The sequence below is a fragment of the Sphingomonas yunnanensis genome, assembly GCF_019898765.1.
In the GTDB taxonomy this organism is placed as follows: domain Bacteria; phylum Pseudomonadota; class Alphaproteobacteria; order Sphingomonadales; family Sphingomonadaceae; genus Sphingomonas; species Sphingomonas yunnanensis.
The window spans coordinates 275159-291947 of the sequence record NZ_JAIOKB010000001.1; the positions used below are offsets into that span (position 1 = coordinate 275159).

General features: G+C 69.7%; 15 protein-coding genes. 8 read left to right on the forward strand and 7 right to left on the reverse strand.

All coding sequences use genetic code 11. The annotated features are described in order from the left end of the window. Positions 1–84 precede the first annotated feature (84 nt). A complete protein-coding gene (locus K7957_RS01245) occupies positions 85–552 on the reverse strand; it encodes an Hsp20 family protein (RefSeq protein ID WP_223010186.1) in 468 nt (155 codons plus the stop codon). Positions 553–757: 205 nt separating this feature from the next. On the opposite strand from K7957_RS01245, the gene K7957_RS01250 reads away from it, so the two are divergent. From K7957_RS01250 to K7957_RS01270, 5 genes are all read left to right on the forward strand, one after another. Further along, positions 758–3217, forward strand: a complete 2460-nt coding sequence (locus tag K7957_RS01250) for a TonB-dependent receptor (RefSeq protein WP_223010187.1) — start codon at positions 758–760, stop codon at positions 3215–3217. 338 nt (positions 3218–3555) lie between these two features. Further along, on the forward strand, positions 3556–4806 hold the full coding sequence (locus K7957_RS01255) for a lipoprotein-releasing ABC transporter permease subunit (RefSeq protein WP_223010188.1): 1251 nt from the start codon (positions 3556–3558) through the stop codon (positions 4804–4806). Beyond that, positions 4799–5500 (forward strand): ABC transporter ATP-binding protein, encoded by a 702-nt coding sequence (locus tag K7957_RS01260; protein ID WP_246616600.1) that lies wholly within the window; start codon positions 4799–4801, stop codon positions 5498–5500. The genes K7957_RS01255 and K7957_RS01260 overlap by 8 nt, the downstream gene beginning before the upstream one ends. After that, the gene (locus K7957_RS01265) at positions 5497–6087 is read left to right on the forward strand and encodes a GNAT family N-acetyltransferase (RefSeq protein WP_223010189.1); all 591 of its coding nucleotides are present in this window, start codon (positions 5497–5499) and stop codon (positions 6085–6087) included. The genes K7957_RS01260 and K7957_RS01265 overlap by 4 nt, the downstream gene beginning before the upstream one ends. Next, complete coding sequence (locus K7957_RS01270) at positions 6084–6563, forward strand: glutathione peroxidase (RefSeq protein WP_223010190.1); 480 nt, start codon at positions 6084–6086, stop codon at positions 6561–6563. The genes K7957_RS01265 and K7957_RS01270 overlap by 4 nt, the downstream gene beginning before the upstream one ends. A 164-nt stretch (positions 6564–6727) precedes the next feature. Here K7957_RS01270 and K7957_RS01275 read toward each other — a convergent pair whose 3' ends face one another. Next, positions 6728–7306 (reverse strand): HdeD family acid-resistance protein, encoded by a 579-nt coding sequence (locus K7957_RS01275; protein WP_223010191.1) that lies wholly within the window; start codon positions 7304–7306, stop codon positions 6728–6730. 101 nt (positions 7307–7407) lie between these two features. Here K7957_RS01275 and dnaE point away from each other — a divergent pair, with 101 nt between their 5' ends. Then, positions 7408–10902, forward strand: a complete 3495-nt coding sequence (gene dnaE / locus K7957_RS01280) for a DNA polymerase III subunit alpha (RefSeq protein WP_223010192.1) — start codon at positions 7408–7410, stop codon at positions 10900–10902. On the opposite strand, the gene K7957_RS01285 is transcribed toward dnaE, so the two are convergent. Beyond that, positions 10886–11437, reverse strand: a complete 552-nt coding sequence (locus K7957_RS01285; RefSeq protein ID WP_223010193.1) for a TetR/AcrR family transcriptional regulator — start codon at positions 11435–11437, stop codon at positions 10886–10888. The genes dnaE and K7957_RS01285 overlap by 17 nt on opposite strands. Positions 11438–11494: 57 nt before the next feature. Here K7957_RS01285 and K7957_RS01290 point away from each other — a divergent pair, with 57 nt between their 5' ends. Beyond that, the gene (locus tag K7957_RS01290; RefSeq protein ID WP_223010194.1) at positions 11495–11950 is read left to right on the forward strand and encodes a monooxygenase family protein; all 456 of its coding nucleotides are present in this window, start codon (positions 11495–11497) and stop codon (positions 11948–11950) included. A 201-nt stretch (positions 11951–12151) separates the two neighbouring features. Here K7957_RS01290 and K7957_RS01295 read toward each other — a convergent pair whose 3' ends face one another. Beyond that, on the reverse strand, positions 12152–13234 hold the full coding sequence (locus K7957_RS01295) for a PA0069 family radical SAM protein (RefSeq protein ID WP_223010195.1): 1083 nt from the start codon (positions 13232–13234) through the stop codon (positions 12152–12154). A gap of 55 nt (positions 13235–13289) precedes the next feature. On the opposite strand from K7957_RS01295, the gene K7957_RS01300 reads away from it, so the two are divergent. After that, positions 13290–13625 carry a VOC family protein gene (locus K7957_RS01300; protein WP_223010196.1) on the forward strand — a complete coding sequence of 112 codons (336 nt, stop codon included), beginning with the start codon at positions 13290–13292 and terminating at the stop codon, positions 13623–13625. A gap of 21 nt (positions 13626–13646) precedes the next feature. Here the strand turns inward: K7957_RS01300 and moaB are convergent, their stop codons facing one another. The 3 genes from moaB to K7957_RS01315 are packed head-to-tail and all read right to left on the reverse strand — an operon-like array spanning position 13647 to position 16731. Continuing rightward, positions 13647–14174, reverse strand: coding sequence for a molybdenum cofactor biosynthesis protein B (gene moaB, locus K7957_RS01305; RefSeq protein WP_223010197.1), 528 nt, complete (start codon positions 14172–14174; stop codon positions 13647–13649). Beyond that, complete coding sequence (locus K7957_RS01310) at positions 14171–15994, reverse strand: lytic transglycosylase domain-containing protein (RefSeq protein ID WP_223010198.1); 1824 nt, start codon at positions 15992–15994, stop codon at positions 14171–14173. Before K7957_RS01310 ends, moaB begins: the two co-directional genes overlap by 4 nt. Beyond that, entirely contained in the window at positions 15991–16731 is a 741-nt protein-coding gene (locus K7957_RS01315; protein ID WP_223010199.1) for a uracil-DNA glycosylase family protein, read from the reverse strand. Before K7957_RS01315 ends, K7957_RS01310 begins: the two co-directional genes overlap by 4 nt. Positions 16732–16789: the final 58 nt, after the last annotated feature.

Sequence of the window (16789 nt, forward strand, 5' to 3'; positions counted from 1 at the left end):
CGCCCGGACCTGACGGCCCGGACGCCCCCACCGGCGCCTCGAAAGGGAGCAAAGAGACGCCGATCCCGCTCGCGCGGCTGATCGTTAGGCGGCGCGTGCCGCGTCGGTGGGCTTGTCCTCCACCGCGGCGAGCTGCGGCCCCGTCTTGATCGCGATCGACTTCGGCTTCATCGCCTCAGGCACCTCGCGGACGAGATCGATCACCAGCAGCCCGTCATTCAGCCGCGCGTCCTCCACGAACACGAAGTCAGCGAGCTCAAACCGCCGCTCGAAGCTGCGGTTGGCGATGCCGAGGTGGAGAAACTGCGCATTCTCCGACCGATCATCCTTCTTGCCGGCCACGAGCAACAGGTTCTGCTGCGCGGTGATCTCGATCTCGTCGCGCGTGAAACCCGCGATGGCCAGCGTGATGCGGTAGCGGTCGTCGGCGACTCGCTCCAGGTTGAACGGCGGATAATTCTCGGATGCGCCGCGCGCGTTCGCCTCGATCATGTCGAAGAGACGATCGAAGCCGATGGTCGAGCGGCGATAGGGAGTCAGGTCGAAACGCATGTTCAAATCCTCCGATGAGCTATTTGAAGCAAGGTGCCCGGTCGTCCGCGGCACCTCTGTCAGCACGGCCCGACGAGCGGCGCCGCACGCTAGCTAAATGGGAGTAGCGCGAAGCGTTTCAAGTCCCCCTGATACTCCTACTTCGTTGATGGACGATGCGGGATCGGTGATGCAGGATGATGGTGAGGTAAACAGGGGGAATTTCATGTCGCTGACGCTCGCGCTTCTTCTGGCGCAGGCCGCCGTACCGTCCGCGGCGGCCGATCAGGCGACCGGCGCGCCCGTCGACCCGGCACCGTCGCAGGACGATGCCGTGGTCCGTGGCACGGGCGACGGCGGCGGTGACAATCAACGCGGACGGCTCGGTCCGGCGCAGCAGGGCGGGGGCGACATCGTCGTCACCGCGCGGCGCCGCGCCGAGAGCGTCCAGCGCGTGCCGCTCGCGGTATCGGTGATCGGTGGCACCGCGCTGGCGGAGACGGGCGCGTATAATGTCAGCCGGCTGACACAGATCCAGCCGACCCTGCAATTCTACTCGACCAACCCGCGCAACTCGGCGGCCAATATTCGCGGGCTCGGAGCGCCGTTCGGCCTCACCAACGACGGGATCGAGCAGGGTGTCGGCATCTACGTCGACCAGGTCTATTATTCCCGCATCGCCTCGGCGACCTTCGACTTCACTGACACCGAGCGGATCGAGATCCTGCGCGGGCCGCAGGGGACGCTGTACGGCAAGAACACCACCGCGGGCGCGATCAACATCACCACGCGGCGGCCGAGCTTCACCCCCGAGGCGCGCGTCGAGCTGACCGCGGGCAACCTCGAGTTCGTCCAGGCCAAGGCCTCGGTGTCGGGTCCCCTGATCGACGACACGCTGGCGATCCGCCTGTCGGCCTCGGTGACGTCGCGGCGCGGTACGATCTACAACACGCGCACCGGCGCCCACGTCAACGCGCAGGACAATCGTAGCGTGCGCGGGCAGCTGTTCTGGCAGGCCGCGTCCAACCTCGATCTCACGCTCGCCGGCGATTACAACAACCAGAACCCGGACTGCTGCGCGCAGATCTTCGCGCGCGTCGGCCGTACCCAGCGACCGCTGTCGCGCCAATATGAGGCACTCGCTGCCGCTTTCGGCTACGAACCGCCGTCGCGCAACGCCTTCGACCGGCTGACCGACCTCGACACGCCGCTGCGCGCTCGCCAGGAATTGGGCGGCTTGTCGCTCGTGGCGAATTGGGATCTCGGCCCGGCGACGATCACCTCGGTCTCGGCGTGGCGCTTCTGGGACTGGGACCCATCGAACGACCGCGACTTCATCGGCCTGCCGATCACCACCGTCTCGGCCAACCCGTCGCAGCAGAAGCAGGTGAGCCAGGAGCTCCGCGTCGCCTCCAACGGCGAGCACCGCGTCGATTACGTCGCGGGCCTCTTCTACTTTCACCAGACGATCGACACGCAGGGGCTTCAGGTGCAGGGGCCGGCGGCGAGCCGCTGGCTGCTCAACCCGGGCGACCCGCCGTTCGGCGCCAACGGCTGCGCGCGCCCGACCACGGCGGCGTGCAACCCGGCGATCCTCGACGGACTGACCGCGCGCAACACGATCGGCTTCACCAACACGTCCGCCGCGGCCTTCGGGAAGCTGACCTGGCACCTCGGCGACACGGTCTCGATCGCGCCCGGCATCCGGGTCAACTACGACAAGAAGCGCGGCTCCTACCTCTCGGTGGTGACGACGGGCAGCGGCTCGACCACGCTCACCAGCGACCAGCGCGGCGTGCTCGCGCCGCAGAGCTACGCGCCCGACTTCGACAATTGGAATGTCTCCGGCGACATCACCGCCGCCTGGGACCTCGCCGCCGACGTCCACGGCTACGCGACCTACGCGCGCAGCTACAAGTCGGGCGGGATCAACCTGTCAGGCCTGCCACTCGACGCCAGCAACAACCCGATCCTCAGCGCGGCGACGGTCAAGCCCGAGAAGGTCAACCACTATGAGTTGGGGCTAAAGACACAGTTCCTGGATCGTCGTGCGACCGTGAACCTCGCCGCCTTCTGGACCGATATCTCGGACTATCAGGCGACCGTCACCAATGGCCAGCTGGGCGTGCTGCGCGGCTATCTCGCCAATGCGGGCAAGGTGCGAACGCGCGGTGTCGAGCTCGATTCGGCCTTCCGCCCGACCACGCGGCTCAATGTCTACGCCAACGCGGCCTACACCGACGCCAAATACGTCGATTTCACCGACGCTCCGTGCCCGCCCGAGCTGTCGGGGGGCACGAGCAGCCCGGCCAATTGCGACATCTCGGGCCAGCGCCTGCCGGGCATCTCGAAATGGGCCTTCTCCTACGGCGCCGAATATGCGGTGCCGGTGACGCTGGGCGGGGAGGGCGGCAACGTCTATCTCGGCTATGACGGCAGCTACCGCTCCGACTTCTCGAGCAACCCGTCGGAGTCGATCTACACCAACATCGACGGCTACTCGATCTCGAACGTGCGGCTGGGCTATCGCAGCGAGCGCGGGCTCAACGCCTTCGTCTGGCTGCGCAACGCCTTCGACCAGGATTATTACGAGCTGCTGGCGACCCAGTCGGGCAACACCGGGCTGGTGGTCGGCCAACCGGGTGACCCGCGCACTTATGGTGTGACCGTATCGGCGAATTTCTGATCCCGGGCCATGCTCCCGCTCGCGCGGGAGCATGGCGGCACCACATTGCTGCCACAAAGCAAACGCCCGGGCCGCTTGTCGCGACCCGGGCGCCTGCGTGACGATCGCTCGTCAGCCCCCTATCCCGTCATCTGCCCGCGCGCCTCGGTCTGAAGCGGAGCTCGACGACATTCCCCGAACCACGGCCTTTGCCTGTGTGCCAGTGAGGCAAGGTATGCTGGTGCGGCGTTCGACTGTCGACCGAAATGAACGGTGGCTAAACCGATTGCGGCGACTCTGTGTCGAATCCGCCACACGCCCCGTTGCACCGCAGCGCGTGCCATCCTAGAGGCGGCGGCATGTTGCTGTCGCGCTACGAGAGCATGATCGCGCGGCGGTACCTGCTGCCCGGTCGCGGTGAGCGGTTCATCGTCCTGGTCGCGGGCTTCTCGCTCGGCGCGGTGATGCTCGGCGTCGCCGCTCTGGTCATCGTCATGAGCGTGATGAACGGCTTCCGTGCCGAGCTGTTCGACAAGATCGTCGGGCTCAACGGCCACGCCGTGATCCAGGGCTACAACGGCCGTCTGCCCGACTGGCGCCGCGCGCTCGCCGAGGCGAAGGCCACCCCGGGCGTGACCAGCGCGATCCCGATGATCGAGCAGCCCTTGTTCGTCACCTACAACGGTCGCGCCGAGGGCATCATCCTGCGCGGCATGCGACCCGAGGACATCCGAACCAATCGGACGATCAACTCCAAGGTGATCGTCGGCAGCCTCGCGAGCGTGACGCCGGGCAGCAACAACGTCGCGATCGGCGCGCGGCTGGCCGAGCAGCTCGGCGCGACGATCGGGTCCGAGATCACGCTGATCAACCCGCTCGGCCCCTCGACCCCGTTCGGTACGATGCCGCGCTACGTCAATTACACCGTCGGCGCGATCTTCGAGGTCGGCGTGTACGATTATGACAAGGCCTATGTGGTGATGCCGCTCGCCGACGCGCAGACGCTGCTGCTGAGCGGCGACAGCGTCGGGATCATCGAGCTGCAGACCAGCGACGCCGACCGCGTCGGCGAGATCCTCGCGCCGCTGACGCGCAAGGTGCAGGGCTATGCCGCGGTGGCCGACTGGCGTCGGCTCAACGCCGAGCTGTTCGACGCGCTGGCGGTTGAGCGGGTGGCGATGTTCACCGTGCTTTGCATCATCATCCTGGTCGCCGCCTTCAACATCGCCTCGTCGCTGATCATGCTGGTGCGCTCCAAGACGCGCGACATCGCGATCCTGCGCACCATGGGGGCGAGCCGCGGCGCGATGCTGCGTATCTTCATCACGGTGGGGACGACGATCGGGGTTCTGGGCACCGTGGCGGGGCTGCTGCTCGGCTTCGGCTTCCTGTTCATCCGCCAGTCGGTGGTGAACGCGGTGCAGGCGATCACCGGGCAGAACCTGTGGGACCCGTCGATCCGCTATCTCACCGAACTGCCATCCAAGCCCAACCCCGTCGAGATCGTCGCGATCGTGCTGATCACGCTGCTGATGACCTTCCTGGCGACGGTCTATCCCGCGCTCAAGGCGGCGGGCACCGACCCGGTCGAGGTGCTGCGCTATGAATGAGGCGATGCGGCGCACCGGTGGGCGCGAGGCCGTGCTCCAGACGAGCGGCCTGGCGCGCAGCTTCACACAGGGCGGGGCGACGATCCACGTGCTGCGCGGCGTCGATCTCTCCATCGCGCCGGGTGAGATCGTCGCGCTGCTGGGTCCGTCGGGCTCGGGCAAGTCGACCTTGCTCCAGGCGGTGGGTCTGCTCGAGGGCGGGTTCGCGGGCTCGATCCGGATCGGCGGGGTGGAGGCGGCGCAGCTCGACGCGGCGGGGCGGACCGTGATGCGGCGCGACCGGCTCGGCTTCGTCTACCAGTTCCACCACCTGCTGCCCGACTTCAACGCGATCGAGAATGTCGTGCTGCCCCAGCTGATCCACGGCGCCGAGCGCGCGCCGGCGGAGGAGCGCGCCGCGGGGCTGCTCACCGCGCTCGGCGTCGGGCACCGGCTGACCCATCGCCCGGCGCAGCTCTCGGGCGGGGAGCAGCAGCGAGTCGCGGTGGCGCGCGCGCTCGCCAACCGGCCCGCGCTGGTGCTGGCCGACGAGCCGACCGGCAACCTCGACGAGCATACCGCCGACGTCGTGCTCGCCGAGTTCCTGCGGCTGGTCCGCGGCGAGGGCTCGGCGGCGCTGGTGGCGACTCACAACGAGCGGCTCGCCGCCAAGATGGACCGTGTGGTGCGGCTGCACGAGGGCACGATCGCGTGAGCCGCTGGCGCGAGACGCCGCGGCTGGTGGGGCAGCATGTGGTGCTTCGCCCGCTGACCCCGGAGGACGCGCCCGCGCTCGCCGCGGCCGCTGGCGACGGCGACCTGACCGAGTTGTTCTTCGCCAACGTCTCGGGCCTGACCAATCCCGACGCCTTCGTCGCTGCCGCGCTGCGCGAGCGCGACTTCGGGCGGGCGCTGCCGTTCGCGGTGGAGGTGCCCGATGGCGGGGTCGTCGGGCTCACGCGCTTCATGCGGATGAGCGAGGCGCACCGCCGCGTCGAGATCGGCGGGACCTTCTACGCGCGCTCGGTGCAGCGCACGGGGGTCAACACCGAGGCCAAGCTGCTGCTGCTCGGCCACGCCTTCGACGTGCTCGGCTGCCAGGTGGTGCAGATCCGCACCGACTGGTTCAACAAGCGCTCGCAGGCCGCGATCGAGCGGCTCGGCGCCAAGCGCGACGGCGTGCTGCGCTCGCACCAATTGTTTAACGGGCGTGTGCGCGACCTGGTGGTCTACTCGATCATCGCGTCGGAGTGGCCGGGTGTGCGGACCAACATCGAGTTCCTGCTGCGGAGGCACGGATGAGCGCGATCACCGACCTGAGCGTCCGCACCGCCGCGGGCGGCGAGCAGCCGCTGGCGCTTTATGCCGGCAACGTGCTGCTGGTGGTCAATACAGCGTCCCAGTGCGGGTTCACGCCGCAATATGCCGGGCTGGAGGAGCTCCACCGTGCCTATAGCGGTCGCGGCGTGGCGGTCCTGGGCTTCCCGTGCAATCAGTTCGGCGCGCAGGAGCCCGGCGACGCCGCCGCGATCGCGACCTTCTGCTCGACCGGCTACGACGTCACCTTCCCGATCTTCGCCAAGGTCGAGGTCAATGGTCCGGGCGCGGACCCTTTGTTCGAGCGGCTCAAGCGCGTCGCGCCGGGGCTGCTGGGATCGCGAGCGATCAAGTGGAACTTCACCAAGTTCCTGGTCGCACGCGACGGCGAGACGGTGCGGCGCTACGCGCCCGCCACCGCGCCCCAGGCGCTGCGAGCGGACATCGAGGCGTTGCTGTAGCGGCCGGGGTCGGCGACAACCCTCGAGCTTATGCGTCATCCTGAACTCGTTTCAGGATCCACCGTGCCGGACGTTCACCAGCCGCGGCGCCTGCGCGACCGTGGATCCTGAAACAAGTGCAGGACGACGGACGAGGGTAAGGCAAGGGCGCGCCACCGCGCCTCTCACTGCTGCACCATTTCCTCGGGCACCGCGAAGGCGCTCGCCCCGCTGCGATGATCGCTCGCCGCCGCGATCGCGGTGACGCCGCCGAACAGGAAGCTGATCCCGAGCACATAGCCCGGCAGAGTCAGCGCCGACCACGGCACCGTCAGCAGGATGAACAGCGTCAGCAGCAGGTTGATCGCGCCGAGCACCATCATCATCACGCGGCGGCGCCGCATCCGCGTCCCCGCGACGATCTCCAGCACGCCGCGCACGCCGAGCCACACCGCCACCATCAAGGTCAGCGATATCGCGCCCGTCATCGGCTCGAACACCATGATCGCGCCGACCACCACCGAGAGGACTCCGAACAGAAGGGCGTAGCCGCGGCTCTCGCTACCGTGCCCGAACAGGCCCGCCGCGATCGAGAACACGCCTGAGATGAAGAACAAGGTGCCGATCACCACGGTCGCGGCGTAGGTCGCCACATAGGGCCAGATAATCGCCGCCACGCCGACCAGCACCGAGACCACCCCATAGGCCATGATCCAGCCCCAGCCCGCACCCATCGCGCGCGGCGCACCCCTGAGATCGCTCATGTCCGTCCTCCTGCTGCGCTGGCGAACGGGCCGGCGCGGGCGCGGTTCCGGCGGTCGCGCGGGTGCTGGCCGAATCGGGTCGCCGCGCCTAGCTAGGGGAGATGCCACATTCGGGCTTCGTGCCGCTCCGCATCTTCTCCAGCTACACCATGCTCGACGGCGCGATCGAGCCCAAGGCGATCGCCAAACGCGCGGCCAAGCTCGGTTTCCCCGCCGCTGCGCTGACCGATCGCAACGGGCTGTACGCCGCCATGGCTTTCTCGGACGCCGCCAAAGGCGCGGGTGTCCAGCCGGTGATCGGCACGATGCTAGGCGTGGCACGGCCCGACATGCCCGAGGGTGCCTCGACCGTGGTCGACTGGATCGCGCTCTACGCACAGGACGAGGCGGGCTACGACAATCTCTGCGCCCTGGTCAGCCACGCGCATCTCGACCGCCCGCTCGAGCTGGCGCCGCACGTCGGCTTCGAGTTGCTCGAGCGCCACGCCGCGGGGCTGATCGCGCTCACCGCGGGCGGCGAGGGCGGGGTGGCACGCCTGTTCGCCGAGGACCAGCCGGCGCGCGCGATCGCATACGCCGAGCGACTCCACGCCACCTTCGGCGACCGGCTCTACGTCGAGCTGTGCCGCCGCGATGATCCGATCGAGGAGCGCGCCGAGGCGCCGCTGCTCGACCTCGCCTACGCGCGTGGCTGGCCGATCGTCGCGACCAACCCGAGCTGCTTCGAGGAGGCGGCGTTCGGCGACGCGCACGACGCCATGCTGTGCATCGCCAGCTCCAGCTACCTTGAGAGCGATGATCGGCCGAAGAGCTGCGGCCACGCCTGGATGAAGCCCGCGGAGGCGATGCGCGAGTTGTTCGCCGACCTGCCCGAAGCGATCGCCAATACCTTGGTGGTGGCGCAGCGCTGCGCGGTCGCCGCACCCAAGCGCAAGCCGATCCTCCCCAGCCTCGCGGGCGACCGCGAGGGCGAGGCGACGATGCTGCGCGATCGCGCGCGCGAGGGGCTGGCGGCACGGATGGAGCGGATCGTCGCGCTCGGCCAGGCGCCCGCCGAGCCCGACTGGCAGGAGACGTACCGGCAGCGGCTCGAGTTCGAGCTCGACGTCATCATCCAGATGGGCTTCCCCGGCTATTTCCTGATCGTCGCCGACTTCATCCAATGGGCCAAGGCGCACGACATCCCCGTGGGACCGGGGCGCGGTTCCGGCGCCGGCTCGGCGGTGGCCTGGGCGCTGACCATCACCGATCTCGACCCGATCAAGCTGGGGCTGCTGTTCGAGCGCTTCCTCAACCCCGAGCGCGTGTCGATGCCCGACTTCGACATCGACTTCTGCGAGACGCGCCGCGGCGAGGTGATCCGCTACGTCCAGGAGAAATACGGCCGTGACCAGGTCGCGCAGATCATCACTTTCGGGAAGCTCAAGGCGCGCGCGGTGCTCAAGGACACCGGGCGCGTGCTGCAGATGAGCTACGGCCAGGTCGACCGGCTCGCCAAGCTCGTCCCCAACCACCCGACCGACCCGTGGACGCTCGACCGCGCGCTCAACGGCGTTTCCGAGCTGGCGCGCGAATATTCGAACGACAATGAGGTTCGGCGGCTGCTCGACCTGGCGATGAAGCTCGAGGGCCTGCCGCGTCACTCCTCGACCCACGCCGCGGGCGTGGTGATCGGCGACCGGCCGCTGGCACAGCTGGTCCCGCTCTACCGCGACCCGCGCTCGGATATGCCGGTGACCCAGTTCGACATGAAATATGTCGAGGGCGCCGGGCTGGTGAAGTTCGACTTTCTCGGGCTCAAGACGCTGTCCGTGCTCAAGAAAGCGGTGCAGCTGCTGGCCAAGCGGGGGATCGATGTCGATCTCGACGCTCTGCTGTGGGACGACGAGGGTGTCTACAAGCTACTCCAGCGCGGCGACACGGTCGGCGTGTTCCAGCTCGAGTCCGAGGGCATGCGCCGCACGCTATCGGCGGTGCGGCCGACCAATTTCGGCGACATCGTCGCACTCGTCTCGCTCTACCGCCCGGGGCCGATGGACAATATCCCGTCATTCGGCCGGCGCAAGCAGGGCAATGAGGAGATTACCTACCCGCATCCCTTGCTCGAGCCGATCCTGAAGGAGACCTACGGGATCTTCGTCTACCAGGAGCAGGTGATGCAGGCGGCGCAGATCCTCGCGGGCTATTCGCTCGGCGGCGCCGACCTGCTGCGCCGCGCGATGGGCAAGAAGATCAAGGCCGAGATGGACGCGCAGCGCGCCACCTTCGTCGCCGGCTGCGCCGAGCATAACGGCATCAAGAAGGATTATGCCAACCAGCTGTTCGACTTGATCGACAAGTTCGCGGGCTATGGCTTCAACAAGAGCCACGCGGCGGCCTATGCCTTGCTCGCGTACCAGACCGCCTGGCTCAAGGCGCATCACCCGGCCGAGTTCTTCGCCGCCTCGATGTGCTACGATCTCCACCTCACCGACAAGCTGGCGATCTTCGTCGACGACATGCGCCGGCTCGGGATCGGGCTCTTGCCGCCCTGCATCAACGCCAGCGCGGCCGAGTTCGACGTCGAGGTCGACGCCGATGGCGTCCCGTCGGTGCGCTACGCGCTCGCCGCGCTCAAGTCGGTCGGCGAGGGCGCGATGGAGCGGCTGTGCGACGAGCGCGCCGGCGCGGGTACTTTCCGCGGCCTCGACGATCTCGCCACTCGGGTCGACCCGCGCCTCCTCAACAAGCGCCAGCTCGAGACGCTCGCGGCGGCGGGCGCGTTCGACTCGCTCGAGCTCAATCGCGCGGGCGTCCATGCCGTCGCCGAGACGATGCTCGCGATCGCGGCGCGCACGCACGAGGGGCGGGCGAGTGGGCAGGGCGGTCTGTTCGGCGACGACGCTGGGGCGGGCGACACGATCAAGCTGCCCGACGCGCGCTGGTCGCTCGCCGAGCGGATGGAGCAGGAGAAGGAGGCCTTCGGCTTCTATTTCTCGGCGCACCCGGTCGATCGCTATCGCCATCTCGCCAAGACGCACGGCGCGCGCAGCTATGTCGCGCTGGGCGAGCTGCCGATCGCCGAGGGCGCGCGCGTCATGGCGACGATGGCGGTGCTGGTCGAGGACGCGCGCTGGCGCACCTCGGCGCGCGGCAAACGCTATATGATGGCGACGCTGTCGGACTCGACGGGGCAGTTCGTCGCGACCTGCTTCGACGACGGCCCCGCCGCAGACCTGGAAGAGGCGGCGCGCAACGGCGGCTGCGGGCTCGCGACGGTCGAGCTCGACCGACGGCCGGGCGAGGAGACGCCGCGTGTCACGGTCAAGGCGATCAGGCCGTTCGAGGGACTCGCCTCGTCGACCCGCTTCGCGCTCGAGGTCCATGTCAGCGACACCGCAGCGGTGGCGGGGCTCGCCGCGCTGGTCGGCGAGCTGCGCGGCGCGCGCGGCAAGGTGACGCTCCGGGTGCCGCTCGACGGCGACGCGCAGGCCACGGTGGTCCTCGGCCGCGACTTCGCGCTCGACGCCGAGCTCGCCGAGCGGATCGAGCATCTGCCCGGCGTCACCAAGGTCGAGTTCGACATCGAGGAGACGCGGCTCAAGTCGGTCGGCTGATCCCGGCAACGTAGAGCGCGAGCACCGCGCGTACCTGTCCCGACGGCGCGTCGACGCGCGAGTCGAGCGCGAGCGTGGCGAGCCCGTGCACGATCGCCCAGCAGCCCAGCGTCGCGTCGGCGGCGTCGTTGCCTGCGAGCGCGGTCACGCGATCGGCGAGAATGGCGAAGGCGGGGGCGTTCTCGCGAGTCTTCTCGTGGGCTGGTTCGCCTTCCATCACCCGCGCGAACATCAGGCGGAACAGAGCCGGGTGGGCACGCGCGAAGGCGACATAGGCGAGCCCCTGCGCGATCAGCCGCTCCGCGTCGCTTCCCTCGGCGTCGGCCACGGCGAGTCGCGCGGCGAGCGTGGCGAAGCCACGCGCGGTGACCGCGGCGAGCAGCGCGGCCTTGTCGGCGAAATGGCGATAGGGTGCCATCGCCGACACGCCCGCCGCGCGCGCCAGCGCGCGGATGCCGGGCTCGCTCTCGCCCGCCTCCAGCATCGCCTCGGCATGGTCGAGCAGCTGATCGCGAAGGTTGGCCGGGACACTCATCTGTTTACACCGTACACGTGGCAGGCTATGTGTACGGTGTAAACGATGGAGGCGTTGATGCAAGCGAAGGACGCGCGGCGCGTGACGGTGGACGTGTCGGCGTGGCCCGACATGGTGGTGGTGCTGCTCGGCTTCCGTGTCGGCGCACTGCGCGGGCTGCCCTCCTTTCTGTCGATCGGGCGCGGACTCGCCGCGATCCGGCGCTCGCCGCCTGAGGGGCTGCTCCATAGCGACGGCGCGCTCTACGCCTGGAACCATGTCGGTATCCGGCAATATTGGCGCGATTTGGAGAGCCTTGAGGCGTTCACGCGTGCCGATCCGCACAGCGACTGGTGGCGCGCCTTCCTCGCCGACCGCCACGGGAACGGCTTCTGGCACGAGGCCTATTCGGCGCGCGGCGGGATGGAGGCAATCTACGTCGACATGCCCGAGCCGCCGGGGCTCGGCGCGTTCGCGCCGGCGGTGGCGGCGCAAGGACGGTTGCTATCGAGTCGCGGGCGGCTGGGGCGGTAGAGGGCTGCGATTAGCGGGCGCCACCATGCTCCGGCGACCGCCGGAGCCCAGGGTCGGGCGGGTCGCGTGTTTGCTCTGGGCTCCCGCATGCGCGGGCGCACGATGGTTCAAGCGTGCCGGATGATGTGCACGTCGTGACGGCGACATCGTCCACTCTCCGACGCTATGTCGGAGGTCGGTTCCGGCACGACGATGGCGGCCTCAGAACAGCTCGCCCTGTGCCCGCGCCGGTGCGCGAAACAGGTCGCAGCGCAGGTCGAGCCGACGCCGCTCGTCGCTGAAGCCAGCACGCGCCCGCGCGATGCGGAAGCGCGTGCGCAGCAGCTCGGCCCACGGTCCCTGGCCGCGCATTCGCTCGCCGAAGCGCGGGTCATTGTCCTTGCCGCCGCGCAGGCTCTGGATGATCGCCATCACCTTGGCGGCGCGCTCGGGATAATGCTCGTCCAGCCAGGCGCGGAACAGCGGTGCCACCTCCCACGGCAGCCGTACCGCTATGTACGAGACCCCCAGCGCGCCCGCCGCGGCGCTGGCGGCGACGACCGCTTCCACCTCCTCGTCGGTGATCGCGGGGATGACCGGCGCCATGTTGACATAGGTCGGCACGCCCGCGTCGCTGAGCCGCCGCACCGCGGCGAGCCGCCGCGCCGCCGCTGGCGCGCGCGGCTCGACCGTCATCGCCACGCGCGGGTCGAGCGAGGTGACCGAGATCGCGACCGCGACGAGGCCCTTCGCCGCCATCGGCGCGAGCAGGTCGAGGTCGCGCACTACCCGGTCCGACTTGGTGGTGATCACCAGCGGGTGGTCGCAGGCGGCGAGCACCTCGATCACCTCGCGCGTGACCCGCCACTCGCGCTCGATCGGCTGATAGGGATCGGTGTTGGTACCCATCGCGATCGGCGCGCAGCGATAGTCGCGCTTGCCGAGCTCGGTGCGGAGCAGCGCGGCGGCGTCGGGCTTGGCGAAGAGCTTGGTCTCGAAGTCGAGCCCCGGCGAGAGGTCGTGGAAGGCGTGGCTCGGTCGCGCGAAGCAGTAGATGCAGCCGTGCTCGCAGCCGCGATAGGGGTTGATCGAGCGGTCGAACGGCACGTCGGGCGACTGGTTGCGCGTGATGATCGTCCGCGCGCGCTCGACCGTGACGGTGGTGCGCGCCGGGGCAGCGGCGCCGTCGATCCTCTCGCGCGAGTCGAGCCAGTCGCCGTCCTCCTCCGCCTGCGGCAGATTGAAGCGCGTGCTCGCCGCGTTCAGCGTGGCGCCGCGAACGGCTCGGAGCTTGCGATCGGCCATTGCGGCTATATACGCGATGACCTAGAACATAGCAAGAACATCAGGGGAGACGAAGATGGGGCGGCTCAACTACCTCGAACTGCCGGTGGCGAACACGACGCGCGCCAAGGAGTTCTACGGCGCGGCGTTCGGCTGGTCCTTCGCCGATTACGGCCCGACCTATGCCGCGACCACCAGCGGTGACACCGACATCGGCTTCCAGGCCGATCCCGCGGAAGCGTCATCCGCCCCGCTGCCGGTCATCGCGGTCAGCGACCTGGAGGCAGCGCTCGCGGCCGTCGCGGCAGCGGGCGGGCAGGTGACCCGGCCGATCTTCGCCTTCCCCGGCGGCCGCCGCTTCCACTTCACCGATCCCGACGGTCACGAGCTCGCCGCGGTGACCGCGGGCTGACCCGCTGTCGCCGGGCGCCGCTCAGCGCTCGGTCAGCCGCGGCATCAATTCGACGAAGTTGCAGGGGCGATGGCGGACGTCGAGCTGGCTCGCGAGGATGCCGTCCCACGCGTCCTTTACCGCGCCGGTCGAGCCGGGCAGCGCGAAGATATAGGTGCCGCGCGCGACGCAGGCGCAGGCGCGGCTCTGCACCGTCGACGTGCCGATCGTCTGGTAACTCAGCCAGCGGAACAGCTCGCCGAAGCCGGGGATCATCTTGTCGGCGACCCGCTCGATCGCCTCGGGGGTGACGTCGCGCCCGGTCACGCCGGTGCCCCCGGTGGTGATGACGCAGTCCACGCCCGCGTCGTCGATCCAGCGATCGAGCTGCGCCACGATTGAGTCGACGTCGTCGCGCAGGATCGCCCTCTCGGCGAGCACATGCCCCGCCTCGCTCAGCCGCGCCACCAGCGCGTCGCCCGATCGGTCCTCGGCCAGCCCGCGCGTGTCGGAGACGGTGAGCACCGCGATACGCACCGGCACGAAGGCGCGCGTGAGGTCGAGGCTCATCGCTCGGCGTGAGTCGTCGATTGCGCCGCGACCGTGCCGTTGATCGCGATCGCCGTAACGGGCGCCGGCGACGTCATCCGCACCGCGCTGTCGCCGGGCAGGCCCGGGAAGCGCGGCCACATGCCCTGCGCCAGCGCGACTCGGCTGGGGCTCTTGGCCTTGCCGCCCAGCGACTCGTACATCCAGTAGTTGCGCAGCACCGTCACCACATAGCCGCGCGTCTCCCAGAAGGGGATGCTCTCGATGTAGAGCAACGGGTCGCCGCCGTCGCGCACCAGCGCATTCCACTCTCCGACCGGCTTGGGCCCGGCATTATAGGCGGCGATCACCTTGGGCAGCAGCCCGCCGGTGAGCCCCATGTCGCGCAGCTTCTCGATATGGCGCTGGCCGATGTCGATGTTGGTCGAGGGTCGCGCCAGCGCGTCCTGGTCGATCGCGACGCCGCGCTCGCGCATATAGTCGGTCGCCGCCGCGGGCATGATCTGCATGAGCCCGAACGCGCCGGCGGGGCTGCGCACCTTGTTGCGGAAGCCCGATTCCTGGAGCGTGTGCGCGTAGACCAGCGCCTTGTCGATGCGCCAGCCGGTGTCGGGCGTCCAGTTGGGCATCGGGTAGCGCGTGTCGGCGGTCGCCACCGCGCCCTGCGGCATGTTGTGCGCGAGCCACACCGTGGTGGCGGGCAGGTCGAGCGTCTCGCTGATATGGACGAGGCTGCCGAACTCGGACGGATCGCCGATGCGCGCCTGCTGGCGCACCACCGTGTCGGCGCGCTCGCCCTCGCCGAGCTCGGCCAGCGCGGCGGCGACGCGGACGTTGGGACGACGCTCGAGCCGCGCCCATTCCCCGCTCACCAGCTCGGGGCGGACTCGGTCCACGGGAAGCCCGAGCGCCTGTCGCGCGAGCAGCCCGTAGAAGGTCTCCTTATATTGCGCCGCGGTCTTGAGCCGCGCCTCGACGCGGTCGGGCCGGCCGCACGCCATGTCCGAGCGGGCCGCCCAGTAGAGCGCGGTGGCGCGCAGGTCGGTGTCCGTCGCACGCGCCGCGACATTCTCGAAATCGACCTGGGTCGCGGCACAGTCGCGCTGGCGCCACGCCGACAGTGCCTCGGTCCAGCGGCCGTGGAGCGCCCACTCCCCGCTCCCCGCCGCCGCCTTGGCCGCCATCGTACGCGCCTGCGGGTCGAGCCCCTGGAGGAAGTAGATCCAGGCGATCCGCGCCTGCCACTCGGTCTCGGCCTCGGGCGAGAGGCCATCGGTCGTCTCGAGCAGCGCCTGCGCCTCGGCGCCCATGTCGGCCTTCACATAGGGCTGCATGCGCTGCGCCAGGTCGGCGGCGACCTGGTCGCTGCGCGTGGCCCGGGCGCGGACGCGCGACGGGGCGCCGTCCTGCCAGATCAGCCGCTGCGCGCTCGGCAGCGCGGGCAGGTCGGTGAAGCCGCGCGCGCTCGCCAGCCGCATCAGCGCCTCGGCCTGGGGCAGCTCGGGTGCCTCGGCGATCAGCCGGCTCAGCGCCTCGTCGCTCACCCGCGGCGAACCCTTGGCGAGCACCAGCTCGGCGCGGGCGTAGGCGTGGAGCGGCCCGCTCGCCATCGTGTCGAGCGTGATCTGCGCGTCGCTCCAGCGCTCGTCGCGGATCGCGGCGAAGACCGCGCGATAGCCCGAGCGCTGCTCGGGGGTCAGCTGCGCCGGGATGCCGGCGGTCTTGCCCGTCGCGACCGTCACCGGCGGCGCGACAGGCGCTGGCGCGGCCGAGGCCGAGGCGGGCAGAACGGCGGCGACGAGCGCGGCGGTGGCGGCCAGCGCGGCGCGGCGGGGGCTCATGACGCGATCTCCCCGGTGAGCATCAGCAGGTCCTTCCAAGTCTCGGCTTTGGCGGCGGGGCGATCCAGCAGGAAGCGCGGGTGATGGGTCGCCACGACGTGCGTGCTCTTGCCGTGCTTATGGTTAATCAGGTGCATACGTCCCCGTGCGTCGGCGACGCTCATCGCCAACAGCGCACGGCTCGCCGCATCGCCCATCGCCAGCAGCCGTGTCGGGGCTGCCAAAGCGACGTGGTGCCGCGCGATCTCGCCGAGCCGGTCGGCGATGTCGCGCGGGACGCGGCCGGTGGTGGGGCGACGCGCGCACACCGAGGCGAGCGCGGTGTCGGCGCGCGAGCGGCCGATCGCCGCGAGCATCCGATCGAACAACCGCCCGGTGTCACCCTCGAGGAGCGTCTCGCGGTCGTCGCGCTCGGGACAGTCGACGAAGACCATCAGCTCGGCGTCCGGCGGCCCGCTCGCGGCGATCGCGACGCCGCCCCAGCGTGCCTCGGGCGCGTCCTCGCCGAGCCGCCACGCCTTGAACGCCTCGCGCGTGTCGGGTAGCGCGGCGGGGGCGGGCAGGGGCGCGTTCGCCGGCGCGACGGGCGGGAGGAAGGCGATCGGCGCGGCGGTCTGGACCGGGGCGAGCCAGTCGAACGGCGCGTCCTCAACGAGCGTGTCGACCCCGGCCTCACGCCACCAGTCGAGCGCGCTCGCCGCGATCATGGCCCAGTCGTGATTCTGATCAGCCCCCATATCTGCATCATAGGATCGCGGTTGACGTGAGCGTCAACTTTCTGGCACCGCCGGCCCG

Excerpts from the sequence above, each read along its gene's own strand:
- K7957_RS01255 (WP_223010188.1), top strand. The coding sequence starts at position 3,556 with ATGTTGCTGTCGCGCTACGAGAGCATGATCGCGCGGCGGTACCTGCTG.
- K7957_RS01315 (WP_223010199.1), bottom strand. The coding sequence starts at position 16,731 with ATGGGGGCTGATCAGAATCACGACTGGGCCATGATCGCGGCGAGCGCG.
- K7957_RS01310 (WP_223010198.1), bottom strand. The coding sequence starts at position 15,994 with ATGAGCCCCCGCCGCGCCGCGCTGGCCGCCACCGCCGCGCTCGTCGCC.
- K7957_RS01250 (WP_223010187.1), top strand. The coding sequence starts at position 758 with ATGTCGCTGACGCTCGCGCTTCTTCTGGCGCAGGCCGCCGTACCGTCC.
- K7957_RS01275 (WP_223010191.1), bottom strand. The coding sequence starts at position 7,306 with ATGAGCGATCTCAGGGGTGCGCCGCGCGCGATGGGTGCGGGCTGGGGC.
- K7957_RS01295 (WP_223010195.1), bottom strand. The coding sequence starts at position 13,234 with ATGGCCGATCGCAAGCTCCGAGCCGTTCGCGGCGCCACGCTGAACGCG.
- dnaE (WP_223010192.1), top strand. The coding sequence starts at position 7,408 with ATGCCACATTCGGGCTTCGTGCCGCTCCGCATCTTCTCCAGCTACACC.
- moaB (WP_223010197.1), bottom strand. The coding sequence starts at position 14,174 with ATGAGCCTCGACCTCACGCGCGCCTTCGTGCCGGTGCGTATCGCGGTG.
- K7957_RS01290 (WP_223010194.1), top strand. The coding sequence starts at position 11,495 with ATGCAAGCGAAGGACGCGCGGCGCGTGACGGTGGACGTGTCGGCGTGG.
- K7957_RS01270 (WP_223010190.1), top strand. The coding sequence starts at position 6,084 with ATGAGCGCGATCACCGACCTGAGCGTCCGCACCGCCGCGGGCGGCGAG.
- K7957_RS01260 (WP_246616600.1), top strand. The coding sequence starts at position 4,799 with ATGAATGAGGCGATGCGGCGCACCGGTGGGCGCGAGGCCGTGCTCCAG.
- K7957_RS01300 (WP_223010196.1), top strand. The coding sequence starts at position 13,290 with ATGGGGCGGCTCAACTACCTCGAACTGCCGGTGGCGAACACGACGCGC.
- K7957_RS01285 (WP_223010193.1), bottom strand. The coding sequence starts at position 11,437 with ATGAGTGTCCCGGCCAACCTTCGCGATCAGCTGCTCGACCATGCCGAG.
- K7957_RS01245 (WP_223010186.1), bottom strand. The coding sequence starts at position 552 with ATGCGTTTCGACCTGACTCCCTATCGCCGCTCGACCATCGGCTTCGAT.